19 protein-coding genes and 1 pseudogene are annotated in these 26,801 nt (G+C 66.3%); 7 read left to right on the top strand and 13 right to left on the bottom strand.

Annotated elements, in window-relative coordinates:
* Positions 1–103: 103 nt before the first annotated feature.
* Together metH and JF66_RS03890 are read left to right on the top strand one after the other, a co-directional pair.
* Positions 104–3,651, top strand: a pseudogene (gene metH / locus JF66_RS03895) (methionine synthase).
* Positions 3,652–3,972: 321 nt separating this feature from the next.
* A complete protein-coding gene (locus JF66_RS03890) occupies positions 3,973–4,899 on the top strand; it encodes an ornithine cyclodeaminase family protein (protein ID WP_035875459.1) in 927 nt (308 codons plus the stop codon).
* Between the two features lie 15 nt (positions 4,900–4,914).
* Here JF66_RS03890 and JF66_RS22840 read toward each other — a convergent pair whose 3' ends face one another.
* From JF66_RS22840 to JF66_RS03870, 5 genes are all read right to left on the bottom strand, one after another.
* A complete protein-coding gene (locus tag JF66_RS22840; RefSeq protein WP_051973094.1) occupies positions 4,915–5,751 on the bottom strand; it encodes an ECF transporter S component in 837 nt (278 codons plus the stop codon).
* Complete coding sequence (locus JF66_RS03885; protein WP_051973093.1) at positions 5,748–7,769, bottom strand: ATP-binding cassette domain-containing protein; 2,022 nt, start codon at positions 7,767–7,769, stop codon at positions 5,748–5,750. Before JF66_RS03885 ends, JF66_RS22840 begins: the two co-directional genes overlap by 4 nt.
* On the bottom strand, positions 7,769–8,305 hold the full coding sequence (locus JF66_RS03880) for a hypothetical protein (RefSeq protein WP_035875457.1): 537 nt from the start codon (positions 8,303–8,305) through the stop codon (positions 7,769–7,771). The genes JF66_RS03885 and JF66_RS03880 overlap by 1 nt, the downstream gene beginning before the upstream one ends.
* Before the next feature lie 21 nt (positions 8,306–8,326).
* Positions 8,327–9,655, bottom strand: a complete 1,329-nt coding sequence (locus tag JF66_RS03875; RefSeq protein ID WP_051973098.1) for an O-acetylhomoserine aminocarboxypropyltransferase/cysteine synthase family protein — start codon at positions 9,653–9,655, stop codon at positions 8,327–8,329.
* A gap of 80 nt (positions 9,656–9,735) precedes the next feature.
* The gene (locus JF66_RS03870; protein WP_035875455.1) at positions 9,736–10,926 is read right to left on the bottom strand and encodes a MalY/PatB family protein; all 1,191 of its coding nucleotides are present in this window, start codon (positions 10,924–10,926) and stop codon (positions 9,736–9,738) included.
* Between the two features lie 179 nt (positions 10,927–11,105).
* Between JF66_RS03870 and JF66_RS03865 the strand changes: the two genes are divergently transcribed.
* Positions 11,106–11,864, top strand: a complete 759-nt coding sequence (locus JF66_RS03865) for a DUF4386 domain-containing protein (RefSeq protein ID WP_051973092.1) — start codon at positions 11,106–11,108, stop codon at positions 11,862–11,864.
* 28 nt (positions 11,865–11,892) lie between these two features.
* Here JF66_RS03865 and JF66_RS22835 read toward each other — a convergent pair whose 3' ends face one another.
* The 6 genes from JF66_RS22835 to JF66_RS03845 form a co-directional block, all read right to left on the bottom strand.
* Entirely contained in the window at positions 11,893–12,033 is a 141-nt protein-coding gene (locus JF66_RS22835; RefSeq protein ID WP_156109639.1) for a hypothetical protein, read from the bottom strand.
* Positions 12,020–12,220 (bottom strand): hypothetical protein, encoded by a 201-nt coding sequence (locus JF66_RS22830; protein ID WP_156109638.1) that lies wholly within the window; start codon positions 12,218–12,220, stop codon positions 12,020–12,022. Before JF66_RS22830 ends, JF66_RS22835 begins: the two co-directional genes overlap by 14 nt.
* A 3-nt stretch (positions 12,221–12,223) precedes the next feature.
* The gene (locus tag JF66_RS24945) at positions 12,224–12,358 is read right to left on the bottom strand and encodes a hypothetical protein (RefSeq protein WP_255351503.1); all 135 of its coding nucleotides are present in this window, start codon (positions 12,356–12,358) and stop codon (positions 12,224–12,226) included.
* Between the two features lie 93 nt (positions 12,359–12,451).
* A complete protein-coding gene (cls, locus tag JF66_RS03855) occupies positions 12,452–13,924 on the bottom strand; it encodes a cardiolipin synthase (RefSeq protein ID WP_035875452.1) in 1,473 nt (490 codons plus the stop codon).
* Between the two features lie 73 nt (positions 13,925–13,997).
* Positions 13,998–14,780 (bottom strand): alpha/beta fold hydrolase, encoded by a 783-nt coding sequence (locus tag JF66_RS03850; protein ID WP_035875450.1) that lies wholly within the window; start codon positions 14,778–14,780, stop codon positions 13,998–14,000.
* A gap of 32 nt (positions 14,781–14,812) precedes the next feature.
* Positions 14,813–18,514, bottom strand: a complete 3,702-nt coding sequence (locus JF66_RS03845) for an SCO7613 C-terminal domain-containing membrane protein (protein ID WP_197059310.1) — start codon at positions 18,512–18,514, stop codon at positions 14,813–14,815.
* A 93-nt stretch (positions 18,515–18,607) separates the two neighbouring features.
* On the opposite strand from JF66_RS03845, the gene JF66_RS03840 reads away from it, so the two are divergent.
* From JF66_RS03840 to JF66_RS03830, 3 genes are read left to right on the top strand one after another with little or no spacing between them, the layout of a single operon-like run.
* Positions 18,608–20,110, top strand: a complete 1,503-nt coding sequence (locus tag JF66_RS03840; protein WP_051973091.1) for a DUF3375 domain-containing protein — start codon at positions 18,608–18,610, stop codon at positions 20,108–20,110.
* The gene (locus JF66_RS03835) at positions 20,103–20,822 is read left to right on the top strand and encodes a DUF4194 domain-containing protein (RefSeq protein ID WP_051973090.1); all 720 of its coding nucleotides are present in this window, start codon (positions 20,103–20,105) and stop codon (positions 20,820–20,822) included. The genes JF66_RS03840 and JF66_RS03835 overlap by 8 nt, the downstream gene beginning before the upstream one ends.
* Complete coding sequence (locus JF66_RS03830; protein ID WP_051973089.1) at positions 20,819–24,184, top strand: ATP-binding protein; 3,366 nt, start codon at positions 20,819–20,821, stop codon at positions 24,182–24,184. Before JF66_RS03835 ends, JF66_RS03830 begins: the two co-directional genes overlap by 4 nt.
* Before the next feature lie 32 nt (positions 24,185–24,216).
* On the opposite strand, the gene JF66_RS03825 is transcribed toward JF66_RS03830, so the two are convergent.
* Positions 24,217–24,423, bottom strand: a complete 207-nt coding sequence (locus JF66_RS03825) for a DUF6186 family protein (protein ID WP_035875446.1) — start codon at positions 24,421–24,423, stop codon at positions 24,217–24,219.
* Positions 24,420–25,007 (bottom strand): hypothetical protein, encoded by a 588-nt coding sequence (locus JF66_RS03820; RefSeq protein ID WP_156109636.1) that lies wholly within the window; start codon positions 25,005–25,007, stop codon positions 24,420–24,422. The genes JF66_RS03825 and JF66_RS03820 overlap by 4 nt, the downstream gene beginning before the upstream one ends.
* 150 nt (positions 25,008–25,157) lie before the next feature.
* Here JF66_RS03820 and JF66_RS03815 point away from each other — a divergent pair, with 150 nt between their 5' ends.
* Complete coding sequence (locus JF66_RS03815; RefSeq protein WP_035875444.1) at positions 25,158–26,783, top strand: MFS transporter; 1,626 nt, start codon at positions 25,158–25,160, stop codon at positions 26,781–26,783.
* Positions 26,784–26,801 lie beyond the last annotated feature (18 nt).

The raw sequence follows: 26,801 nt of genomic DNA, 5'->3' as shown, positions 1-26,801 counted from the left end.
AACATCCGGACACGTCGGCGCCTCCGAGCACGTCAATGCGGCTCGTCCCCGTGACGCCCGACCCCACACGACGGATGCCGGGCGGCCCGTTCGCTCGCAGGCCCTGCTGGATGCCCTGCGCACCACGGTCGTGATCGCCGACGGTGCCATGGGCACGATGCTCCAGGAGCACAACCCCACCCTCGACGACTATCAGCAGCTTGAGGGCTGCAACGAGATCCTCAACGTGAGCCGCCCCGACATCATCGCGGCGATCCACGACGTCTACCTCGAAACAGGTATCGACGCGGTGGAGACGAACACCTTTGGCGCCAACTGGTCAAATCTGTCCGACTACGACATCGAAGACCGCATTGAAGAGCTCGCCCGCACCGGCGCGGAGATCGCCCGCGCACGCGTGGAAGCCTTCGAGGCCCGCGACGGCCGGGTGCGCTGGGTGCTCGGGTCGATGGGCCCGGGCACCAAACTGCCGAGCCTCGGCCACACCACCTATGCCAACCTCAAATCCACGTTCGCCGAGCAGGCTCTGGGACTCATTCGCGGCGGCGCCGACGCCTTCCTGATCGAGACCTCCCAGGACCTGTTGCAGACCAAGAGCGCGGTGAACGGCTGCAAGCAGGCCATTGACGAGACCGGCGTCTGTTTGCCCATTTTCGTCGAGGTGACGGTTGAGACCACCGGCACCATGCTGATGGGCAGCGAGATCGGTGCGGCTCTGACCGCGCTTGAGCCGCTCGGCATCGATGCGATCGGCCTCAACTGCGCCACGGGACCCACCGAGATGAGCGAGCACCTGCGTCACCTCTCCAAGTTCTCGCACGTCCCCGTGATCTGTATGCCCAATGCCGGGTTGCCGCAGCTCACGAAGACCGGCGCGAGCTACCCGCTCACTCCCGAGCAACTTGCCACCGCCCACGAACAGTTCGTGAAGGAGTTCGGTCTGGGCCTCGTCGGCGGATGCTGTGGCACGACCCCCGCGCATATGAAGGCGGTTGTCGATCGGCTGCGCGGCACCCCGGTGAAGGCGCGCACCCTGGAGGTCGACCCCGGCGTGGCCAGTCTTTATCAGCACGTGAGCTTTGACCAGGACAGCGCCTTTCTCGCGATCGGCGAGCGCACCAACGCCAACGGCTCCCGCGCCTTCCGCGACGCGATGCTCGCCGAGAACTGGGACGACTGCGTCGACATCGCCCGCGCCAGGTGCGCGACGGGGCCCATCTGCTCGATGTGTGCATCGACTACGTCGGACGCGACGGTGTGGCTGACATGAAACAGGTCGTGTCACGGCTCGCCAGCGCCTCGACGCTCCCGCTCGTGATCGACTCCACCGAACCCGCCGTGCTGCAGGCCGGCATGGAACTCATCGGCGGGCGGCCGGTCGTCAACTCGGTCAACTTCGAGGACGGTGAGGGCCCCACCTCCCGCTTCGGACGCATCATGCCTCTCGTGAAGGAGCACGGTGCCGCCGTGATCGCCCTCACCATCGACGAAGAAGGGCAGGCGCGTACCGCCGAGCACAAGGTGCGCATCGCCACCCGCCTGGTGGACACGCTCGTGGACGAGTGGGGAATGCGCGTCGAAGACATCATCGTGGACGCCCTCACCTTCCCGATCGCCACCGGTCAGGAAGAGACCCGCCGCGACGGAATCGAAACCATCGAGGCCATCCGCCAGATCAAGGCGAAGTACCCCGGCATCCACACCACCCTCGGTGTCTCCAACGTGTCCTTCGGCCTCAATCCCGCCGCGCGCTCGGTGCTCAACTCCGTCTTTCTGCACGAGGCGACCGAGGCCGGTCTTGACTCCGCCATCGTCAACTCGGCCAAGATCGTTCCTCTCGCCTCCGTGCCGGACGACCGCCGCAAGGTGGCCCTCGACCTCGTCTGGGACCGCCGCGAGTATGACGCCGAGGGAACCCTCACTTATGACCCGCTCGTGGCCCTGCTCGATCTGTTCGCCGGCGTCGACTCCGCCGCGCTCAAAGACGAACGCGCCGCGGAACTCGCCGCGCTGCCCGTGGGTGAACGTCTCGAACGCCGCATCATCGACGGCGAAGCGAAGGGGCTCGAGGCCGACCTCGACCTCGCCCGAGCCGGCGGACTGAGCGCCCTCGACATCGTGAACGTGCACCTGCTCGTGGGCATGCAGGTGGTCGGTGCTCGATTCGGCAGTGGCGAGATGCAGTTGCCGTTCGTGCTGCAGTCCGCCGAGGTCATGAAGGCGGCCGTTGCCCTGCTCGAGCCGCACATGGAGAAGTCCGAGGCCGCCGGCAAGGGCACGATCGTGCTCGGCACCGTGCGCGGGGATGTGCACGACATCGGCAAGAACCTGGTGGACATCATCCTCACCAACAACGGCTACGACGTGATCAACATCGGCATCAAGCAGCCGATTTCGGAGTTCATCCGGGTGGCGGAGGAGAACAACGCCGACGTGATCGGCATGAGCGGCCTGCTCGTGAAGTCCACTGTGGTGATGAAAGAGAACCTGCTCGAGCTGAACTCCCGCGGCCTCGCCAAGACCTGGCCCGTGCTGCTCGGCGGCGCTGCGCTCACGCGTTCCTACGTGGAAGACGATCTGGACAGCATCTTCGACGGGCAGGTGCGCTACGCCCGCGACGCCTTCGAGGGTCTCGCTCTGATGGAACCGCTCGTGGCGATTTCCCGCGGCGCGGACGCAGCCTCCGTCGGTCTGCCCGCGCTGAAGAAGCGCATCCACAAGAAGAGCCTGCTCACCCTCACCGAACCCGAGGAGATGCCCGTCCGCTCCGACGTGGTCTCCGACAACCCGATTCCCGTGCCGCCCTTCTGGGGCAGCCGCATCGTGAAGGGATTGGCCCTCGCCGACTTCTCCGCCTTCCTCGATGAGCGCGCCACGTTCATGGGGCAGTGGGGACTCAAACCGAGCCGCGCCGAAGACGGCGCGAGCTACCAGGAGCTGGTCGATACGGTCGGCAGGCCGCGGCTGCGCTACTGGCTGGACCGCATCCTGAGTGAGGGGATGCTCGACGCCTCCGTCGCCTACGGCTATTTCCCGGTCGTCGCGGAGGGTGACGACATGGTCGTACTGCACCACGGCGACGACCCCACCGGTCGCGTCGGCCCGGCCGGCCTGCTTGCACCCGATGGGGGATCGGGCGGCACCGTGGGCGCAGACCGGCTGCGCTTCGCGTTCCCGCGCCAGCGCCGCGACAAGCACCTGTGTCTGGCCGATTTCGTGCGTTCCCGGGACAGCGGTCAGACGGATGTCGTGGGAGTGCAGCTCGTGACGGCCGGGTCTAACGTGGACTCGGTGACGGCGAAGATGTTCGCGGCCAACCAGTACCGCGACTATATGGAGCTCAACGGGCTCACCATGCAGCTCACCGAGGCCCTGGCCGAATACTGGCACTCTCGCATCCGCTCGGAGTTGGGCGTGGGCGACGAAGACCCGACCGACGTGGCCGGCATGTTCAAGCTCGAGTACCGGGGAGCGCGCTTTTCGCTCGGCTACCCGGCGTGCCCGGAGATGGAGGACCGCCGCAAGGTGGTCGAACTGCTCAAGCCGGAGCGGATGGGCGTGGTCCTGTCGGAGGAGCTTCAGCTGCACCCGGAACAGTCGACGGACGCGTTCGTGTTTCACCACCCGCAGGCGAAGTACTTCTCCGTCTAACGAGCCCCCCGCCCCCAACTCCGCTGGTCGAGGAGCGCCGAATACGGGCGCTATGTCGCTGGTCGAGGAGCGAGGAGCGAGGAGCGAGGCACGAGCGTATCGAGACCTCGCGAGCCGCCCTTCGGGCGCCCGCATTTCGCTCTCGTCCGTTCCGAAGCGGAAAATCCTCCCGCCGCTTGAATCGGGCTTCTCGAGAATTCTTTGTGCAGCCGGAGGTGGTGCGGTCCGGAGGGCATGATGCGTGCGAGGATCGTGCCGGGGGCTGTGGCCGGCTTGATCGCCTCAACCAGGGACTCTGCGGCGATCAGGAAGAATGGGGCTATGACCATCCCACAGGATGTTGTCCTCATGTCGGCTGAGCAGGTGTACGCGGGCCTGAGCATGACGAGCGCGGTGCTCGCACTCTCGACGGCCCTCCGAGCGGGACTCGACCCCGGCGTGGCAGCCGAACGCAGCTCTGTTCCGCTGGTTCGGGGAAGCTTTCTGCTGATGCCTGGGGAATTCGGGCAGTACGCGGGCGTGAAGATCCTCACGGTCGCCCCGGACAACCCCGCACAGAACCTTCCGAGCATTCAGGGAAGCTACCTGCTCTTCGACTCCACGACCCTGAGCCCGGTCGCGGTGATCGACGGCATCGCCCTGACCCTGCTGCGTACGCCGGCCGTCTCGGCTCTGGCCGTCGACCTCCTCGCCGGAGTGGATGCGTCCACCCTTGTGGTCTTCGGCACGGGTCCGCAGTCCCTCTTCCACGTGCGCGCGATGGCAGCCGTGCGACGACTCACGAGCGTCACCATCGTCGGGCGCTCGGCGGAGGCGACAGCGCGGCTCGTGGCGACCCTCCGGGCCGAAGGCTACCCGGCGGCGGCCGGGGTGGCCGATGATGTCGCCACCGCCCGGATCGTGGTCTGCTGCACGAGCTCTCGTGAACCGCTGTTCGACGGAGCCCTCGTTCGCGACGACGCCGTCGTAGTGGCCATGGGTTCTCACTCTCCGGGCGCCCGCGAGACAGACGACGCGCTGGCCCTGCGCAGCGTGATCTACGTTGAGGATGTGCCCACGTCGCTGCGGGAGGCGGGAGATGTCGTGATCGCCATCGACAACGGATGCGCCAACATCGCAGACCTGGGATCGCTCACCGACCTGGCACGCAACGGCGCGAAGCCCCGCAGCGGCCCCGCACTTTTCAAGAGTGTCGGAATGGGCTGGCAAGACCTCGTCATCGCGAGCGCGCTGCATTCCGGGATGTAGGCGCCGTGGAAGGTTTCAGAGCCGCGCGAGGTCGCCATCGCTCTGTCGTCGTGCCTCGACCGGCGGTACTGTCGACCGCCGGTCGAGGCGCGGGGACATCTTCGCGCGACGCAGCGCGGCGAGCACGGCCGGGCCCACCAGAATGATTCCGATCGTGGTCGTGATGGCCCGAACGGTGTCCCAGGTGAGCGTCGAGGTGACGAGGGAATACAGGGCGAACGAGGCGAGGTTCTGGCCGGGCTCGGCATCCGCGGCATAGGAGATGCCTGTTCCGGAGCCCACCGCGAAGGGCCAGAACCAGAGGTTCATCACGAGTCCGAAGACGTACGACGCGACGATGCCGTAGGCGGCAAGGGCGGCGATCTCGAGCCGCGCTCGAATCCTGGTCGGCGTCCCGCGACCCTGCGGAAGCAGGCCGGCGCCGGCGCCGACCCAGCCGCAGGCGAACATCTGGAACGGCGTCCACGGGCCGAACCCACCCCACAGCAGCGATGACACCGCAATCGTGAGGAGTCCCAGGAGGAAGCCGAACCGGGCGCCGTAGGCGCGCCCGGCCAGGATCAGCAGCACGAACACGGCCTCCACACCCCCGACGCCGGTGCCGGCGATGCGTACCGCGGCTCCGACGGCCGAAAGCACGCCGAGGAGCGCCACGGTCTTTGCCGTGTACATTTCCCCGTCGAGGGTGATCGCCAATGCCACGATCAGCGCCGGAACGAGGGCGAATGCCACGATCGGCACGGCGGCCCGGGCATCGGCCGGAACCGCGGACACGAACAGCGGCCAGGCGAACGCCGCAGCGGCGAGAATGCTCCCGATCCCGAGCACCCACCCGGTCCAGCGGCCCGTCACCGGGTCACCGCCGCAGGCTCTGCCACGAGGCGAGCCTCGCGCATGTGGATCCTTCGAGTGGCGAGCTTCTGCGCGAATTCGTGGTCGTGGGTCGCGAACATCACCGCCGAGCCGGTGGAGCCCGTTGTTCGCTCTGCGGCACGACGCAGGGCGTCACCCACGAGAGTGCGGGCCCGGGCGTCAAGGCCGCGAGTCGGCTCGTCCACGAGCAGCAGCGCCGGGTTGGCCGAGAGTTGGATCGCCATCACAAGGCACAGTCGCTCACCGGCCGACAGATCGCGCGGATGCCGATGCAGGAGACCCGAAACGGCAGTGCCCGAATCGAGGCCGAGGAGACGCGCGAACGTCTGCGCGGTGACGGCTCCCGTCGCGCGCGACGTTCGGTCGGCCCGCCGGCACTCCTCGGCCACCGTGAGCGCGAAGAGCAGGTCGTCGAAGTTCTCGGGGACAAGGGCGACCGCACTCCGGCGCCTGTGTCGCGTGAGAGCGTGCACGTCACGTCCGCCCACCCACACGGTACAGGTCGCCGTGGGGAGCGCAATCGCCTGAAGCAGGGTGCTCTTGCCTGCCCCGTTGCTGCCGCAGAGGGCTACCAGGTCGCCGCGCTCAATGCTCAGCGACACATCGTCGACAGCGCGGGTGGCACCGTGCGTAACCGACAGGTGACGGATGCTCGCGAGCGGGTTCGCTGACGTGGCGCCGCCTGGGCTCGGGGTATCGGAACCGCTTCGGGACTCGGAGCGCGGGGCTGCGAGCACGGGCGGGGCAGGCAGCTCGGGCGGGGCCAGTTCCCGCGGGATGGTGTCGCGGCCCAGAACGTGCACGGAATTGCCGCGAATGGCGAGCCAGGCATCCGTGATCGCCTCGAATTCCCGCGTGTTGTGTTCGGCCACGACCACACAGACCTGTGCCTCGTGCGCCAGGGCGTCGAGCACTCCGCATACGCGGACGCGAGCGTTGGCGTCGAGGTCGGCGAGGGGCTCGTCGACCAGCAGCAGGATGGGGCGCGAGATGAGGGCGGCGCCGATGGCCACGAGGCTGGCCTCGCCCGCCGAGAGGGCGTCGATGGGCCGGGGAAGCAGATGTTCTATGTCAAGCCGAGCGGCCACCTCGCGCACGCGTTCCTGCACGATCACCGGGGCGACGCCGCGCACGGCGAGGGCGAACCCGATCTCATCGTGCACGGTTTCGGCCGCAAACCCCAGGCGCACGTTCTGTGACACGAGGCCCACGAAACCAGCCGTGTCCCGGGGTGGTGTCGTCGCTCGGTCGACTCCGGCGACCTCGATCCGGCCGTTCTGGGTGCCCTCGTGGAAGTGCTGGAAGAGTCCGCTCATACTGTGCAGCAGGCTCGTCTTGCCCGAGCCCGTGGCTCCGGTGATGACGGTCAGCGTGCCCGGAACGAGCGCAAACGAAAGGTTGTCGAGCCGCCACTGTCCGGTGAAGCCGAGCGAGGCATCCGTCATGACAACGGGCCGGTCGCAGGCGCCCTCGGCGCGCTCCGTTGCCGCGAACCCTCGGCTCTCCATCGACGCGGCGAGCGCGAGGGCCCGCTCGATGGTCTGCTCGAAGACGGGCACCAGGAGGGCCGAGATCGAACGTTCGCCGCGCAGGGCGCCCGCGACCCGCACGCGGCGCACGGCCTCAAGCAGGGCGGGAAAGGTGGCCCAGGCGATCACGAGCGCACGCGACACCGTGCGCACTGGGCCCCGCCCAGCGCCCCTAGCGAAGAAACGGCGCACGTCGATGGTCGCGTTGAGCACACCGAAGAACAGAATGATCGCGGCAACGGGCAGGGCGCTCAGCGCCGCATTCCCCAGCCCGGTCGTCGTGATGGGTCCGAGAAAGGCCACGTGGCTGAACGGGCCGCCGAGGCGCAGCAGAGGCAGGTCGAGCAGCACGGCCCCCGTGCCGCCGCCCGCACCGCCGAAGAGTACGCGGTAGACCACGCGCACGAGCACGAAGCCCATCGCGAACAGCGCGGCGGCGCGCAGCGGACCCGGGCGCAGTCGGAACACTAGCTGCCCGGTGTCGGAGTCTCGGTACCGGTGGTGAAGCGGAGTCCCACGGACTGGCCCGGCGTCGACTGCAGGGTGCCGAGGCCCTCCTGGGCATATTCCCAGTCGGCAGTGGCGGCGGGCTTGACCCAGAGTGACCAGTACGCGTACGCAGGCGGCATCGCGGCACAGGATTCCGTGAAGCTGGCTTCGCCCTCCACCTCGACGGTCTCCTCCGGCCCCGGGCGGTCGTTGACGCGGCAGACAATCTGGTCGCCCCACTCCACGCTTCCCTCGGTCGCGATGCCGGCCGTCGTCAGGACCTCGGTCGCCGCCACGGCTCCGGACGCGTCCACGCAGTCGGTGACCGTGGGGGAGTCGAGAGTGCCGTAGTCGATCACGACGGCCACGCCGGCGCACTCGGTGGCGTTCGACTCGGCGGTGGAGGTCGGCGCGGGGGCGCCGGCCGCGTCGGACGAAGCGCCCGCGGCGCATCCGCTCAGAGCGAGCGCGGCGGAGAGGACGAGGGCGCCGAGGGCGGCGCGTGAAAGCTTCATGGTGTTCAGAATACCTAGCGTTTAGAGGATGGCGGCGACCCCGTCGAGGCCTCCGCGCAGATCAGTGATCAGGTCGTCGACGGACTCGATGCCCACCGAGAGTCGCAGCATTCCGGCCGTGATGCCGAGGCGGGCGTTGAGATCATCGGCAAACGAGACGTGCGTGGTGGTGAGCGGATGCAAGACCATCGAACGCGTGTCGCCGATGCCGGTCATGCGGCTGAAGACACGCAGACCGTTCGTGAAGGCGCGCGCGCCATCGCGGCCACCCTTCACGGTGACGGCGAAGACCGATCCGGTTCGACCGTTGTAGTAACGCTGCGCAATCTCGTGCAGAGGGCTGCTCTCGAGTCCGGCATAGTCGACGCCCTCGACCTCCGGCTGTTCCTCCAGCCAGTGCGCGACGGCGATCGCGTTGTCGACGTGGCGTTCCATACGCAGCGACAGGGTTTCGATTCCCTGGTGCAGCAGAAAACCGTTGAAGGGAGAGAGCGACGGTCCGATGTCGTTGACGACCGCCTCGCGAACGTACTGGGCGTAGGCGGCGGGGCCGAAGCGCTCCAGCAGCGAGGGGAGGCCGCGACGGAGCGAGTCGGTGAGCAGCGGGTAGCGCCGGGAGCTTGCCGCCCAGTCGAAGGTGCCCCCATCGATGACGGCACCGGACACCCCGGCACCGTGGCCGCTCAGAAACTTGGTGGTGGAGTGCACGACGATGTCGGCGCCGTGTTCGAACGGCCGAATCAGATACGGGGTGGCCACGGTGTTGTCGACGACGAGCGGGATACCGTGTCGTTTCGCGACGGCGGCGACACGCGCGATGTCCACCACGTCGTTGCGGGGATTGGGGATCGTCTCCGTGAAGATCGCCTTGGTCTCCGGACGGATCACGGCGTCCCACGCGGCATCGCTGTCCGTGTCCCACACATAGTCGACCGAGACACCGAACCGGCGGAAGCTGCGGCCCAGCAGGATGCGGGTCCCGCCGTAGATGCTCGCCGTCGACACGATGTGCTCGCCCGACTCCGCCAGGGCGAAGAGGGCGGCCGTGATGGCGGCCTGGCCGGACGACACGACGACGGCCGCGGAACCGCCCTCGAGCGAGGCGAGGCGTTGTTCGGCCACCGCGTTGGTCGGGTTGCCCTGGCGTGAGTAGATGGGTTCCCGGGAATCTCCGTTGAACCGAGCGGCGCCGTCGTCGAAGGAATCGAAGACGTACCCCGCGCTCAGTGCGAGGGGTGGAATCCGCGCCCCCCGGTTGTGATCCGGGTACTCGCCCACATGTACCTGCCGGGTATCGAAGCTGAAGTTGTTCCAGTCAGAGATGGGGGCGGCGACATCGGTTGTGGGCATGGCGTGTCCTGTTGCTTCCGGGGTGACGTGTGCGGGCGAGCCCGTGGTGAGCGGTGGAGTCGAGGTGGTGGGCATCGCCGTCAGGCCGCCGTCTCGATGGCGGGGGATTCGGCGTTGCCGACCCGGGCGACGAGGGCCGTGATGCGGGCGACGGCCTCGCGCAGGGTGTCGGGGGAGCAGGCGAGGTTGAGGCGGGCGAAACCGCGGCCGCCGAGTCCGAAACACTCGCCGTCGTTGAGGGCGACCCGACCTTCGTCGAGGATGCGACGGTACGGGGACTCGCCGAGCCCGAGGTGACGCAGATCGAGCCATGCGAGATAGCTGGCTTGGGGCCGGTGATACACCACGGCGGGGAGATGCTCGCGGAGCAGGGAATCGAGCAGTCGGTCGTTGGCAACAATTCTATCAATGGCATTGTCGAGCCAGTCGCTACAGGAGAACGCCGCAATGTTGGCGTGCAGTCCGAGGATGCTGGTGCGACAGGCGACCTCCTCCGGCAGCCGGTTCAGCAGCTCGTTCACCTGCTCGTCCGCCGCGACGATCAGGGCACACTTCACACCGGCGACATTCCAGCCTTTACTGGCCGAGGTGACGGTGACCGCCCGGGCCCCGGCTGCCTTCGCGAGGGGAGCGAAAGGCGTGAATGTGACTCCGGGATGCGTGAGGGGTGCGTGAATCTCGTCGGAGATGACGAACACATCATGGGTGGCCGCCAGCCGGGCCACCTGCTGAAGCGTTTCGCGGTCGAACACGATTCCGTGGGGGTTGTGCGGGTTGCACAGCAGGAAGGCATCGACGCCGGTGGCGAAGGCCCGCGCGAGAGCGATGAGGTCCAGGGCCCAGGCCCCACCGACCTCGATAAGCGGGGTCTCCACGACGACTCCGGCAACCTCGTCCACGAGTTCGTAGAAGGGTGGGTAGACGGGTGGTGCGATGGCCACGCGACCGCCCCGTGGAACGGCGAGCCGCAGTGCTTCGACGATCCCGACGCTGACATCCGTCGCGAGGTGAACGTGGGCGGGGTCGACCTGCCAGCCCCAGCGGGCCAACGCGAAGGAGGCGAAAGCGGGGGCCAGAGGGCCGGGGCCGTCGAGATAGCCGGTGTCGGAGGCCTGCACGCGCTCCACGAGGGTTGCCACGATGTTCGGGGCGAGGGAGTAGTCCATTTCCGCGACAAACAAGGGAAGTACGTCGGAGGGAAACCGAGTCCACTTGATGCTGCTGCGCTCGCGTCGAATATGTTCGAGCGGAGCCACGGGAAAGTCTGACATGACCACAGCATGCAGGATCTATCGGTCTTTCGCGAACAGCCATGTAAATATTCGACACATGGGGCGGTGTGGGCGAGAGAATCGAAGAATGACCGTCGGGCCCGTTGCCTTCTCTGTCGGAGCTGGGCGGAGTATATTGCCCGGTGATACGCGTGGTGCCCGAGCCGACAGGAGCCGAAATGACGCATACACGAACCTCGACTGCTATTCCCCTCGGGCTGCGCCGCACCACCGGTGTGCTGTTCGTGATCGGTGCCGTCGCCTTTGCGGCGTCGGCATCGGTGCTGTCCGCGACCTTCGACTGGCCGGACATCCTTCGAGAACCGGCGGCCATTGTGCTGCCGTCCTTTACGGCTGGAGGAGACAGCCTGGTCTGGACGTGGTTTGCGACGGCCTGGACCTACGCCATTCTCGCCGTGCCCCTACTATTCCTGCCCACGGCCATCGGACGGCGAGACGACCCCGTGCTGCGCGTCGCCACAGCGATCGGTGCAGCGTCCGTGCTGCTGGCGCTGATCGGGTTTCTGCGCTGGGTCTTCGTGGTGCCGCCCCTGGCCCTGAGCTATGACACGGGAAACCTGCTGACTAAGGCCGCCGTGGAAGCGGCCTGGACGGCCCAGCACCAGTACGGCGGGGCGCTGCTCGGCGAGCACCTCGGTCAGGTGCTCGCGATTGTCTGGTCGGTCACCGTAAGCATCGTCATCGTGCGAACGCGGGTGCTTCCACTCTGGCTCGGCGTGGCGGGGCTGGTTGTGAGTGCGCTGTACCTACTGGCACAAGGGGATGTTCTCGCCACCGCAGTGCCATCATTTCCCCTCTGGGATCTGGCCGGTCTGCTGGGCAGCTCGGCATGGGGGCTCTGGATCGCAGTCCTCGGCGTGACCCTGCTGGTTGTTCGGCCGTCCGGCCAGGGCCGAGTGACGTCTGATTCGGATTGACCTGTCGAGGTGATCAGGTGACTTGAGGTCAGAGGGCCGTCATCTGCAGGGCGAGGGCCTCGATTGCTGCACGTGTCTGAATCGCCTGGGTTGCTTCCGCCACGTCGCAGATATCGTTCTCGACGGGCCATTCGAGTGCTCGGGTTTCGACGCGATCATCGTGGAGCATATGCGATACCCGGCCGAGGGGGGGCTTGCTGGAACACGTTGTCGTGGGAGCGTCGGAAGACTCCCCGCCCGTCCAGAGCGTGGAGAAGGAGGCGCGAGAGTCGGTTACCGGTGACGGCGTTCGCAAAATCCAGCATGTCGAGGTCGATGTCCTCATCGTCGCCCGTGATCGGGTCACCGTTCTGCACGATCTACACCACATTATTCTCCAGGTCGTAGTACCCACCCTCGCCGTTGGACATGACCATGCCCACCATTTCCAAATCGATCTCGGCCAGAGGCCGGTGTGACCGTGCGGACGGATTGGCGTGCTCGCGTGACTGCATGCTTGATTCTCGTGCGAAACGGGCCCAATTCCAATCGGGGCGATCGGGCACCCGAGTCGGCGCGGTAAATCGCAATCCGCGCAGGAACGCGCACTACTGCAGTCCCGATGTCAGCCGCGCGACACCGTCCAGAACCGTGGAGCGGCGCGGCAGAGCATTGAGCTGCTCCAGAGTGAGTTCACGGCTGACGGCTCGGTAGCCATCCTCGACTCTCCGCATATCAGCGACGAAGGAGGCGCCACGCACCATCAGGCAGGCTTCGTAGTTGAGGCTGAACGATCGAATATCCATGTTGCTCGACCCGATCACGGCCACATCATCGTCGATCGAGAAATGCTTCGCGTGCAGGATGTACGGAGCCGGATACAGCCAAATGCGCACGCCGGCCCTGAGCAGCGCTCCGTAGTAGGACCGTTGAGCGTGGAAGACGGCACCCTGATCGCCGAGCTCCGAAACGAAGAGTTGCACATCCAGTCCGCGCTGGCGCGATGACGTGATCGCGTACATCATCGCCTCGTCGGGGACGAAGTATGGGCTGGTGATGATGATGCGCTCCTGCGCCGAATAGAGCAGGGCAAGAAAGAGCCTGAGGTTGTTTTCTCCGTCGAAGCCCGGGCCGCTCGGGATCACCTGGATATCCAGGGCATGGGGTGACGTGTCGAGGGGCAGCTGATCGGCGGGTACGCGCTCCATCGAGAGGAGTTCATCGGTCTCGCTGTACCAATCGCTGAGGAACACAACGTTGATGCCGCTCACGACCGGGCCGGTCACCCGCGTCACCAACTCCTGCCATTGCAGTCCTCGCTTGAGGTTCTTGGGCGCGTTGTAGCTTCGATCGATGAGGTTCTGTGAGCCCATGTAGCCGACCCGGCCATCGACGACCACGAGTTTGCGATGGTTGCGAAGGTCCGGTCGCTGGTATTTGCCCTTCAGCGGTTGAACGGGCAGGAGGAATTGCCACGTGACGCCGATGCGGTCGAGTTCCGCGAAGGTGGCCTTGTGCCCGGCCGCCCGGAGTGAGGAAATGTGATCGAGCAGCACGCGCACGATGACGCCGCGTTTCACGGCGGCCTCCATGGCGGTAAAGAACACCTTCGTCGTCGGGTCAAACGAGATGATGTAAAACTCCACGTGCACGAAGGTCGTGGCCGTGTCAATATCGGCGGCCATCGCGGCAATGGTGTCGTTGTAGTCCCCCAGCAGCCGCGCGGTGTTTCCTCCCACCAGCGGTACGGCTCCCAGGCTCGTGTTGAGCTCCACAACGGACGCGAACCAGGGCGGCCATCCGGCGCTATCCGACACGAGCTGGATGTCGCCCCTGCCTTCGGCGATCAGCCGGTTGATGTCGACCTGCTTGTCACGGCGCTTTTTGGGCAACCGTGAGCTGCCCAGCAGGAGGAAGAAGATAATCCCCGCGTAGGGAATGAGGAAGATGGCGAGAAGCCACGCCATCGCGGCGCTCGGCTTGCGATTTCGGGGAATCACGATGATCGCCGCGATCCGCACGGCCAGGTCGATCAGGCCGGCAACCACGACGAGCAGAACGGATAGTTGTTGCGAGTTCACTCCAGCCACGCTTCCACTCAGGGGCCATTTCTGGCTTGAATCTAGCGCGGGAGCTCGACCTTGTCAGAAAGTCCTAGGCGTCGGCCGTCAGAAATGCGATGGACGCCTCTCGGAAGGCCCGTGACGTGGGCGCGTTGAAGTGGTTGCGGCCCGGGATCTCGAAGAAGGTGCCCTGCGGGGTGGCTTCGGCGAGCGCCCGGGAAGCCTCCAGGATGCCGTCCTCGCTGCCGGTGGCAAAAAGCAGTCGCTGCGAGGGCGCGTTCTCCCGACTCGGCTCCGGTCCGCCGCGCATTCCCTCGACGAGCGCCACGAGCGCCTCGAGGTCGTTGCCGGGAACGGAACGGGCCATGGTCAGGTAGGCGCCCGTGAGTCGGTCGTCGACGTCGGCGCCGTGCTCGATGTGTGCCCGGGCATCCGCGATGTCGAATCGCTTGAGGGGATCGCCGTCGGGGATTCCACCGAGGACGGCTCGCTCGATTCGGTCCGGAAGATCTCGGGCAGCCTGCCAGCCGACTCGAGCGCCCAACGAATACCCCACGAAGGTGACCTCATCGAGCAGGTAGGCATCGAGCACCTGAAGCACATCGGAGACCAGATGCTCCATCGTGTAACGGTCGGCGGAATGCGGTTTCTCGCTCGAGCCGTGGCCACGCTGGTCCATGGCGATCAGTCGAAAGCCCGAGCGGGACAGGTCGCGCACCCACCCCGTGGCGTGCCAGTTGGCGACGGCACTGGAGGCGAAACCGTGCAGGAGAAAGACCACGGGCCCGTCAGGCGCGCCGAACTCGTACGTGGCGAGTTGAATGCCATCGGCAGAATAGACAATCTTGGGCGAGGGCGCGGCGGGAGTATGCATCAGGATCTATTCCACCACAGACGGTCCCTTCGTCAGCCGAGGTCGCGCAGGCCCGCTCTGATACTGCTCTGATCGGCAGTGTTCCGCTCCGACGTGATCGCGATGACAAGAAGCACTGCACCGACGGCTGCGAGCGTGATCCACCAGAGCAGCGGGTTGATCGTGCGCCCGATCTGCACGCTGAAGACGACAGCGATCTCGATCGGGAGCACACTGAGGCCCACCATGAAGGGGGCCGCGAGACGCAGCAGGGAACCGATGAGGATCGCCGCGAGGGCGAGAGTCATCACGAGCATGGCGCGCCAGGTCTGTGGGTCGGTCCCGGTCGCGAGCACCGAGGGCAGAAACGTCACGACGATTCCCGGGGCCAGCAGTCGCCACGAACCGGTGAAGCCGTTCGGCCAGGCCGCCAGTCCCGACCAGAAACCGGTGGTGGGTGGGGACTCGCGGGGCGGACGCATGGCGAGGATCCCGGCGGCGAGCAGGCCCAGCCCGAGTGGGAGTGAGAAAGCTTCCACCCTCAACTCGCGCTCGCTCCAACCCGCAACGGCGGTGCCCCAGGCGAGCGCAAAAAGAAACCATGCCGGGGGCAGCGATACTCGCCGGGTGCGGGCCCGGGTCACCACCACGAGCATAAAACCGAGCAGGCCAACGGTGAGGGTCATCAGAGTGGTCACGGAGAGCACGTCGTGCCGGATCGCGGTGATGGGTCCGACCACGAGGAACGCGGTGGCCGCGGCGTAGCGCCAGCGAGATGTGTCCGGTGCATCATCGGCCGCGCGCAGCAGGTATGCGGTCGCGGTTGCGAGGAGAGCGGCCACGATACTGAGCGCAAGGACCGGCAGCATCACGAGGGGCTGGATAGCGAGATCCAGCAGGTCCAGCCCGAGGCCCCACCGCACGGCCTGCGCGGCGCCGGCGCCGGCGGCAACCGTGGCCAGTACCAGGGTGGGTCGGCGAAGGATTCGCAGGCCGGAGTACCGCATCGACAGCGGATGTCCCATGACCCAGCGCCCGAGCAGGAGCAGGGCCAGGCTACCGACGAGCAGGGCCGTCGCCGACCATGGCGCGGTGACGTAGTAGTGGGCCCCCGAGAGAACGAGCACGAGCAGGGTGGGCACGATGGCGAACGTGAGGCCGACGGCGTACAGCCCGACGCCCGGACGGCCTCGCGCCACCAGGATCGCACCGGTGATCGCCACGGCGACTGCCGGGGGCAGCAGGAACGCTTCGATCATCGATACGCCCAGCAGGGCCCACAGGCACCAGAGCGCACCGGTCCAGCTGATGCCCGCTGCCCACCAGGCGAACCGGCGATGGGTGGAGAGCGCGGTGGCCGCGGCACCGAACCCGAGGACAAGGAGAACCAGGAGGGCGGTGGGAAGGCCGGCGGCGATGCGCACCAGCGCCAGCACGACGGCGAGCCCGGACGTGATGAGAGCGGATATCTCGATCCAGCGGCGCGCGGAGTCCGCTTCACGCTCGGGAATACCCCGGTGCCGAAGGCCCAGAGCCATCCGGTGCGTCAACGGGAAGATGCCGGCGACGATCAGGGCGATGATCGGCAGCACGATGGGGGAGCCGCTCATGGGGAGCTGCGCGCCGAGGCACACCACGACGACGGCGAGGGACGGCACGAGCAGCGCGGCCGCTGCCGAGCGCAGGGCGCTCGACATCCCTGTGCGGCGGGTGAGCAGCAACGTGAGCGCGAGGGCGAAGGTCACTCCCGTCGACAGGGCGGTCCAGCCGCTGCGCACCATGAGAACGGCCAGGATGCCGAGGAGAAACGGGACGGTCGTCACGATCAGGGTCGCGTACCAGCTGCGCGGCGACAGCCAGGTGGTGAGCGTTGCCGCCAATGCGTAGAGCGAGGCGAGGGTCGTTGTCAGGCACAGGACGATGATGTTCTCGAACTGGGCCAGATTCAGCGCGGACGAGAAGACGATCAGCGCGTAGGCGTAGCCGACCCCGAGGTAGAGCGGGCGCCAGCGGACAGGCCTCGTGCGGGCCACCGCAGCCAGAACGGCAACGGCTACGGCCCCGACCCACAGCGCGGTGCCCGCCTGAGTCCACCCGATGGCTGCCGAGAGTGCGAGAGACAGATGGGCGCCTGCAATGAGGGGAGCGCGCAGGGCCCGCGGCGCCACCGCGAGTGCGGGCATTCGTACGAGGGCCAGGCTCAGGACCGAGGCCAGAGTCAGGCCGACCACAGCCTGCGTGGGACGCTCGAACCCGGCCCATCCGGTCACGGTCAACAGCGTGAGCAGGGTGGCCCACAGTGCGGTGACGCGGCCTCCTACACCACCGGGCGCCTCCCCACCATGGGTGCGGGACGACAGCACCCACAGGGTTGCGGCGGCCACCCCGGTGGCGAGAATCGAGGCCAGTCCCAGCGTTGGCGGCACCAGGGACGCCACCGGCGAGACCGCTCGTCCGAGCACGGCCAACGCGAGGGAGGCGAATGGGAACAGGTACTGCTGAACGGCCACGACGGTCGCCGGCACGACGGCAAGCGCGGCCACCACCGCGGCCCCGCGGAGGAGGTCGGGTCGCCGCGCGGTGAGGGCGGGGCGCACCATCGACAGGCTGACAAGGGCCGCTCCCGAAGCAGCGGGAATCAGAGCCAGGTACCACGCACTGTCGACGAGGTCCAGGGCGAGCGGCAGGATGCCGATCGTCGTAACGATGAGAGCGCCGACGGCAGCGCTCCAGGCGCGAGGAAAACCGTTCCTGCTCGCACGGGCCGCCACCAGGGCAAGGGCCGTCAGAACGCCGGCACTGACGATGATCCGGGGTGCACCATCAGGGAGCGGGAGCAGGACTACCTGGAGCAGCGCGGCGAGAACCGCCACAATCTGGAACCCCGTGGCCGTCGTATATTCCGCGGACAGGCCGGATTCAAACCGGGGCTCCAGCCTCCGTACGACGGCCTGGAGTAGAAGCATGACAGCAGCGACAGCCACGGTGCCGAGGACGGGGGACAGCGCGCTGCTCCCGGCGGCCCCGAACAGGACGGGGGTGAAGGCCAGTCCCACCACCGCAGACCACACCCAGACCCGAATGCGGGCGCTCGCTCCGAGCCTGAGCAGGAGGAGCGCACCGAAGAGGGTACCGATACCGGCGAGGAAGAGCGATCCGCGGCCCGCGGGAGCGACGTGTGTGAGGGCCCAAATGTCGAGTCCGACAAACACGACCGCCAGTGCGCCGACCGATTCGGCCGAGAACTGCAGGCGGTTCCGGGCGAAGAACCAGGCGCCGACCACGAATGCCGCCGTAATAGCAGCGATGGTCATGGTGCGTGTCGCGAAGCTGGTGAGGTCGGAGTTGAGAAACGTGAAGACGAGGGCAGCCACGGCCAGCAGGCCGGCGCCGGCCACGGCGAGCACCGACTGCACGCTGATCTGCGAGGTCGTCCCCGGGCGCGCTCCCGTCTCGGGAGATCCCGGCGACCGGCGGGGGGTGTCGGGCTGTTCGGTCCCGAGCGTGCGGCCTGTACGCTCTGCCGTCGCCTGATGCGGCCACCTCGTGATGATTCGACCGATCACCATCTCTCGGACCTCGAGTGCCACGGCCGCCCGGGCGGAGGCGTCTGCCAGCTCGGCCGCGACAGGCCCGGACAGCTCGGCACCGCAGTTGGCACACCACTGTTCATCGACCAATGCGATGTCACACCGGGGGCAGATGCGTTGATCCCCGAGATACCGCACCGCGCTGTCGCTCCACATTTTCCCCATTCGCGCAGTCTAGGTGGGGCCGGGCGACCCGGAAGGCCAGCGGCGTGTCCGCGGACGACTACGGTTGATGAGGTCTTGGAAAGGAATAACCACGTGAGCGATATTGCGGGTGAGCTGGCGCGGGTGCGCGAGGCCTTCGACAAACCCACGCTGCGTCTTCTCGATCGCAAGTGGGCGCCGTTCGTGCTGGCGGTCTTCGCGTCGTCGTTCAGCCGTGACCGACGCAGTGTGCAAGCCGACCTTCTGCACGCCCAAGTCGACGCCTATCTGGCCGATCTGAGGTCGGTCGGCACCGAGGTACCGACCAAGAACGGCCGCGCCCTCTGCGTGCAGTGGATGAACGACCAATGGCTGTATCGCGAAACCGGGGATGGCGGCGATGAGCAGTACTCTCTCACGTCCCACGCCCTGGAAGCCCTCCTGCTCGTGGCCAGTTTGTCCAGGGACCGCGCGCTCATCAGCGAAAGCCGCCTCACCACCATCGTCGACACCGTGCGCCACCGCGCCACGCAGGCTAACCCCGACCGCGAGGAGCGCATCCGTCGCCTCGATCTCGAGATTGCCGAGAAGGCAAGTGAGCGGGAGCGACTCGCGCAGGGGGGCGAGATCGCGGCGGTCTCGAACGATCAAATGCACGAGGGGTACGCCAACCTGATAGACCTGATCAACCAGCTACCGAGCGACTTCAAGCGCGTCGAAGAGTCCGTCGCGGGCATGCACCGGCAGATCGTCAATGATTTCCGAGGTGAGGAACGCCCCATCTCTGAGGTGCTTGACGAGTATTTGACGAAAACGGATGCCCTCATGTCGTCGACTCCCGAGGGCCGCGCTTTCGAGGGGGCCTTCGCCCTGCTGCGCAATGACGCGCTGATCCAGGAGCTGAAGAACGACCTCGAGACCATTCTCTTGCATCCCTTCGCCCTGGAACTCAGCGCGCACGACCGGCGCAGCTTCATGGGGACGGTCAGTCTCATTCGCAAGGGGATCGATGACGTTTTGACACAGCGCAACGGTCTGACCACGACCCTGCGCGAGCACATCGTCAACCACGACGTGGTCAAGGACCGCGAGCTCGAGCGCCTCCTGCGCGAGATCAACCGGGAGCTGGCGACCTGGATGCAGACGGCCGGTCCGCGCTCCACGGTGACGGCCGAGCTGATGCCCGGGACCCTCGACGTTGAGCATCTGCGCGAGCGGTTCTACGATCCGGGCGCGCACCTGGCCCCGCCCGGACTCGAGGATGTCTCGGCGGATGCCCCGCAGCCGGCAAGCCTCCACGACATGCGCCAGCAGGGTGGCCCGCTGCTTGAGGAACTGCGGCAGGCACTGGTGACCGCGTTCTCGAACGGGGAGGCGGCATCTGTCGGCGAGGCGTTCAATGGCTTCGCGGCCGAGCTGCGGCGTCCGGTCGAGATCCTCGGAATGCTGCAGATGGCCACCCAGCTTGACGCCGTCCACCGGGCGGACACGCTCGAAACCTTCGATACCCTGCGGCCCGACGGTTCTCGTCACAGCTTCCTGGTTCCTCGGATCATCTTGAATGGGCACGAAACCGCGGCGCTGGCCGCCCTGAACTCTGGATCTGACGATGACTGACGCTCCTGTCGGCGAGACCGACTCCGACACTCCTTCCGAAAATTTCTCGCTGTTCGAGGGTGACGAAGGCGGACTCACCATCGACCAGCGCAAGACGCTCGTGTTGCTGATGAAGCACCGTTACATCTCTGCCGCCTTGCAGCCGGCCGAATGGCGCATCCTGCTGCGTTCGCGCAGCCTGCTCAAGTCCCGGCTCAACGATGTATTCCTCGATCTGCATATCGACCTGCACTACGAGATCGCGTACAAGCGCCAGGCGGTGGCCGAAGGTGGAGACCGCTTCCCGACACTGCTTCATGATGTGTCCTATTCCCGAGAGGAGACGATTCTGCTCGTTCTCCTGCGCCAGCGCTTCCGCAGCGAGCGCGCGAACGGTCAGGACATCGTCATCGTCGATCGCGATAACCTCGTCGAGAACGTCGCGCACTTTCGCCCTGAGAACGCCACGGACCGTTCGGGGGACGCGCGCCGCGCCGCCGCCGCCGTCGACAGTCTGGCCAAGGCACGGGTGCTGCTCAAGACGAGCGACGCCGATCGCTTTCGAATCTCCGCGGTGATCGAGGTGCTGCTGCCCGTGGAACGCCTGGCGGAGCTGCTCGAATGGCTGGTGGCTCAGAACGCCGATCCGGCACCGTCCGGCAGTGCTCGGTCCGATATAGATGCGCCACACATAGACGCGCCTGACGCGCTGGAACTGGAGAGCCTGTCATGAGCGATTCCCCCCTCTTCTATATCGACGGGTCCACCGAAGGCACCACGCAGTGGCGCGCCGAATCGTTCCAGATGGTCAATTGGGGCGGATTCCACGGGCACCACGAGGTCGCCTTTGCTTCCGGCGCGACGCTCGTCTCCGGCGCGTCGGGTACCGGTAAGAGCAGCCTGCTCGATGCCTACCTGGCGCTGATGATGTCATCGGATACCCCTTTCAACGGCGCGTCAAACGATGCCGGCGCCGGCCGGGCGCGCAGCGTCGACCAGCGCAACCTGATGACATACCTACTGGGTAAGACCGACTCCACTCGAGAGGCCGACACCGGCCGGTTGCGGGATCAGGTGCTGCGTGGAGCGGATTCAGCCACCTGGGGCGCGGTCGCGATGACCTTCCGCGATGACAACCAGCGCCGGTTCACCGTGCTGCGGGCATATTTCGTGCCGCGAGGCGCCCACAAGTTTGCGGACATCGCCATGAAGATGGCGACAACGGACGGATGGCTTGACCTGCGAGACCTCGCAGAGCTCACCGAGTCCCGGTTCGATAAGCGCGCGATGAAGACGCGCTTTCCCGACCTGGACGTGTTCGACACCTACGCGGCGTTTGCCCAGACTCTGTACACGCGGCTCGGCATCGGCGCCAACGGCGAGGGAGGAAAAGCCCTCCGGCTCCTCGCCCGCATCCAGGCAGGCCAGCAGGTCAAGACCGTCGATGGACTCTACAAATCGATGGTCCTCGAGGAACCAACGACGTACGCCGCAGCCGACAAGGCTGTCGACCATTTCGAAGACCTTGAACGTTCCTATGGTGCGATGGTCACCGAGGCGCAGAAGGCCACGGTTCTGGAGCGCCTGCCCGATCTCCACCGTGACTTCGAATCGGCGGCCGCCCAGGCGGATTTGATCGATACCTTCGGGGTGCACCGCGCGGGCGATACCCCGTTCATCCTCTGGAAGCTTCAGACCGAACGCCGTCTTCTCGAGCAGGCCTCTGACGCCAACCGGGTGGAGCGCCAGGACGGCCACCTCGAACTCACCCGCAGCCGGGACACTGAGGCCGAGTTGAAGACGCGAGTCGCCGACGTCCAGCGCCAGCAGCGGGACAACGGCGGCGACGCGCTGGTCAGCCTGCAGACCGAACTGGGCCGGCTGGGCGACAGGCGCGACGACGTGCGTGCGGACCGTGTCAAGTTTGAGGACCGCATCCGTGACCTGGCCGTCTCATTCGACACCGAACCGGAATTCCGTCAGGGCCAGCGGGTCTCCGAAACCTTTCTGGCGGGCTCGGTCGCGGCCGAGCAGACCCTTGATGAGCAGCGCTCAGCAGTGCACGCGCGGTCGTACCCGATTGAAGAGCAGATTCGTGCGCTCAAGCAGGAGCACGCTTTCCTCAGCGGGCGGGCAAGCCTCGTTCCGCAACACCTGCACAACGCACGCCTGATGATCGCCGAGGCGGCCGGCATTCCCGCCGAGGAATTGCCGTTCGTTGCTGAACTCATCGACCTGGCCCCCGAGGAAAACGCCTGGCGGCACGCCGCCGAAGTCACCCTCGGGTCCGTCGTGCGCGTGCTGCTCGTCGATGAGACGCGGCTGCGCGCGCTCAGCGAGGCGATCGATCCGCTGCGCATTCCCGTGCGCATCCACTTTGAAGGAGTCGCCCTCGAACCGTTCGCGCCGGTCGCCCGCGACACGCGCTTCGTCTCGGGCAAACTCGTGCACAAGGACTCGCCCTTCAGCGGCTGGGTGCAGGATCGCGTGCACTCATCGAGCCTGGACGCGCTGTGCGTCGACGCGCCGGCGGACCTGGCCGGGGACGGCCCGCGGGTCACTCCGAGTGGCCAAACCCGCAACGGAGCCCGCGGCGCACACGGGTGGAACAAGGACCAGAAGTCCATTATCGGGTTCTCCAGCCGTGCCCGCCTCGACGACATCGACGCCGAACTCCTCGACCTGACCCGCGCGGCGGACGCTCTCGCCCGCCAGGCCGCCGCGCTGGGCGACGAGATCGCCGCCCTGCACAGCAGCACGCTCGCGCACCGGTTCATCATCGATGCGCTGTGGACCACCATCGATGAAGCCGGCGCCGAGTCTCGAATCGTCGAGAAGTCCGCCGAATTGCAGCGGATGCTGGCGAGCAGCGACATCCTGCGCGGCTTGAAGGAACAGGAAGAGCGGCTCGTCGTCGAACTGGAGTCGGCACAGAAACTGAAGCACTCCACAGAACGCACCGCGGAGGTGCTGGCCGCCGAGCAAGCTCGCATCGTGGATTCCCAGGACGCTGTGAGCGACGCGCTCGACAGGATCGAGCGGGGAGAAGCGGTGACCCTGTCGATCGAGAATGCCGCGCATCTGGACGAGCAGTTCGCCATGGTCAGCGATCTGCACGACCTCGCGGCCTTCGACGGCGGGGTGAGGCGGCTGCAGGACCGCCTGACCGAACAAGGCGCACGTGACCGAGACCGGGCGACGGGCGCGCGCGATTCTCTCCTCCGAATCTTCGAGACCTTCCAGAGCCGGTGGCCCGACCCCAACATCGGTGTCTCGATGGACTCGTTCACGGGCTATCGGGACATTCTCGATGCCGTGTACACACTGGGGCTGCACGAGCGCCGCCAGGAATGGAAACGCCGCCTCGCCGCCTGGAGCGGTCAGGACCTGGTACCCCTCACCGGGGCCTTCACGAGCTCGATCGAGGAGATCGAGGACCGGCTGCGGCCCATCAACGAGATCCTCACGACCCTGCCGTTCGGCGCGGGACGCGATCGACTGAAGATCTCGCTGCGCCGACTCCACCGCGACGATTCGAGCGCCTTTCGCACGGAGCTTCGGCTCCTGTCGTCCGGTGCGACGGAAGATTTCACCGACGAGCAGACCGAAGATCGTTTCATCCGCTTGCAGGCGTTCATGAACCTCATTCGCAGGCCGGAAACCGACTCGAAAACGCCATCGCAGCGGGATCTGCTTCTGGACGTGCGCAAGCATGTGGAAATCACCGCGGTCCGCATGACGCCGGAGGGCGAGGAAGTGAGTACGTACTCGTCCCTCGGCGGCAAGAGCGGTGGTGAATCTCAGGAACTCGTGGCCTTCGTCGTGGGCGCCGCACTGCGTTTCCAGCTCGGGGACGAGAGTCGCACCCGGCCCCGATTCGCGCCGGTCTTCCTCGACGAGGGATTTGTGAAGTCGGACTCGGAGTTCGCGGGCCGGGCCGTCGCCGCCTGGAAGGGCCTCGGCTTCCAGCTCATCATCGGCTCCCCGCTCGACAAGGTGACCGCCCTCGAACCGCACATGGAGCTCGTGTTGTCCGTGACGAAGAACACCCGCACGGGTTATTCGTACATCACGCCCCTTGGAGCGTCAGGGTAGGCGCCCCGCAACGCTGACCTGATGTCACGATGTCACATGGTCTGTGAGAAGAAGAAGTGCCAGCCGAACCACCACCACGCGGAGATGAGACCGATGCGAATGGTGCGCGAGGCCATCGCATCGGCGAGCATGTCCGACAGCGGGGCCACGTCGTCTGGTTTGCGCCGCGCGTAGAGTTCCAGCACCAGCATCGCGGTCACGATCACGAGGTAGCCGCCGATCATGATGATCCGCGTCATGGCCGACTCCAGAGGCGGAGAAGGCCGAGACCGGTCAGGAGCCAGCACCCCACGAAGAACACCTGCCCAACCCCCGAGCGTAAGAGAGGGTCCAACAACACCGAGACCGTGGGAAACGCTTGGAGTGCATAGGTCGCGGCCAAGGGCGAGGTAGCGCTGATCACCAGGGCCAGGGCCTCCCACACGCACAGGGATATTGCCAGCAGGGCCCAAATAGTGGATGACCGATGCACCGCGGCGTCCGGTCGTACGTCCCGAGTCGGCTGCGGTGACCACGCCAGGAACATGACCCCCGCGCCGGCAATGAGAACACCCACGAGGTCGAGCCATCCGTTGCGCGGGGTGACGGTGAGGATGACACCGACGATCGCGGCACACGCGACGATCACGCCGCGGGGAAGGATCCTTCGCCGGATGAAGGGTTCCACGGGGCTTCCTTTGACAAGATCAACGAGGACGAGGGCGACCGCGAGCGTGAACAGAAGACCGTCGACCCGGGCGCCCCTCCACCATTGGAAGCCGGCCATGATGGCGAGCGCGAGCAACCAGAGCAGTGCGCTTCGTTTCCAGATGATTCGTCCCACGCGCACACAATAGACGGACTCGGGCGCGCGCGCGATGGGGTGAATTCACACATCTGAACCCGGATGGGTGCATACTCGGCGCAAATGAGGCAGGTTACTTTCGCTGCCATCCGCACAAACCGGCGATCGGGCCAGATTGAGTGTGAAGTCATGAAAAGTTGGACCGCGGTCAGCATTTTGGGCAGTGCCCAGTTCGTCATGGTCCTCGACAGCACGGTGATGAATGTCTCCATTTCAACGGTCGTCGCGGACCTGAACACGACCGTTGGAGCGATGCAGACCGCGATCACGTTCTACACACTCACCATGGCGGCACTGATGCTGCTCGGTGCGAAGCTCGGCGATATCTGGGGCCGAAGGCGCGCGTTCGTCATCGGCGGGATCGTCTACGCGTGCGGATCGCTGACCACAGCGCTGAGCCCCAATATTGCGGTGCTTTTCATCGGCTGGTCCATCATTGAGGGACTCGGCGCTGTGCTCGTCATACCGGCCATCGCGGCCCTGATCGCAAACAACTACACCGGCCGCGAGCGTGCGACCGCCTACGCGGCCATCGGTGCTGTGTCGGGCGCCGCCGTCGCCGCCGGCCCCCTTATCGGTGGCTATGTGACCACCTATCTCAGCTGGCGATACGTGTTTGCCGGAGAAGTTGTCATCATGGCGGTGGTGCTGCTGCTCGCCCGGCGCATCAGCGACACGAGCAAGCCCCAGCAGATCACGATCGATGTTCCGAGCGTGCTGCTGCAGGCCACAGGTCTTGTGCTCATCGTGTTCGGAATGCTCCAGAGCAAGACCTGGGGCTGGATCTTGCCCAAGAACGCGCCGGAAATCAACGGGGTTCCGATCGAACCACTGGGTCTGTCCCTTGTGCCCTACCTGATCGTCGGCGGATGCCTGTTGCTGTGGATGTTCTTCGAGCGCCAACGTCATCTGGTCGAGACCAACCGCGCGCCACTGGTCAACGTGGAGATTTTCTCCATCACTCGCCTGCGCGCGGGGCTCACGGTGTTGGCATCACAATATGCGATTACCGCCGGGCTGTTTTTCATCATCCCGGTCTACCTGCAGATGACGTTGGGGCTCAACGCTCTCGATACCGGATTGAAGATCTTCCCGCTGTCGATCGCACTGATCCTCTTCTCGATCGTGGGGACGAGGCTGTCTACCCGGTTCTCGCCGCGGCGCATAGTGCGCATCGGACAGCTCATTCTGGTCGCTGGGTCGATTGCCCTCCTCGGCTCGGTCTCCCTCGAGGTGAAGAGTGCTCTCTTCGGCACGGGCATGTTCCTGGCCGGTTCCGGTCTGGGGCTGCTCGCGTCCCAACTCGGAAACGTGAACATGTCGAGCGTGGGAGAAGACGAAACAAGCGAGGTCGGTGGAGTGCAGGGGGTCTTCCAAAACCTGGGTTCCTCCCTCGGAACGGCCCTGATCGGTTCAGTGCTCATCGCCGCACTGGCCACGTCATTTGTCGGCGCGGTCGACGCGAGCGACCTTCCGGCGAGCGCGAAATCGCAGGTCAACACCGCCAGCCAGGCGGGTATCGCCATCGTCCCGGTGACGAGCGTCGCCGGTATCGGCGAATCAGCGGGGCTGACGGCCGATCAGTCCCAGGAGCTGGAAACCATCTATGCCGATTCCCAGGTGTCCTCGCTTCGTGTCTCTTTCTTCGCCCTGGCCCTGCTCTCCGTTATCGCGCTCCTGTTCTCCAAAAACCTTCCCCTTGAGGTGATGGAGAAAAAGGAGAAGGCTCAGCGACGCAATCAGGACATCTCCTGACGTGTGCCGAATCGAGAA

The organism is Cryobacterium sp. MLB-32, from assembly GCF_000738085.1.
Lineage (GTDB): Bacteria > Actinomycetota > Actinomycetes > Actinomycetales > Microbacteriaceae > Cryobacterium.
The sequence above is the reverse complement of the archived record's forward strand: the minus strand, read 5'-3'. Positions and strand labels throughout refer to the sequence as shown.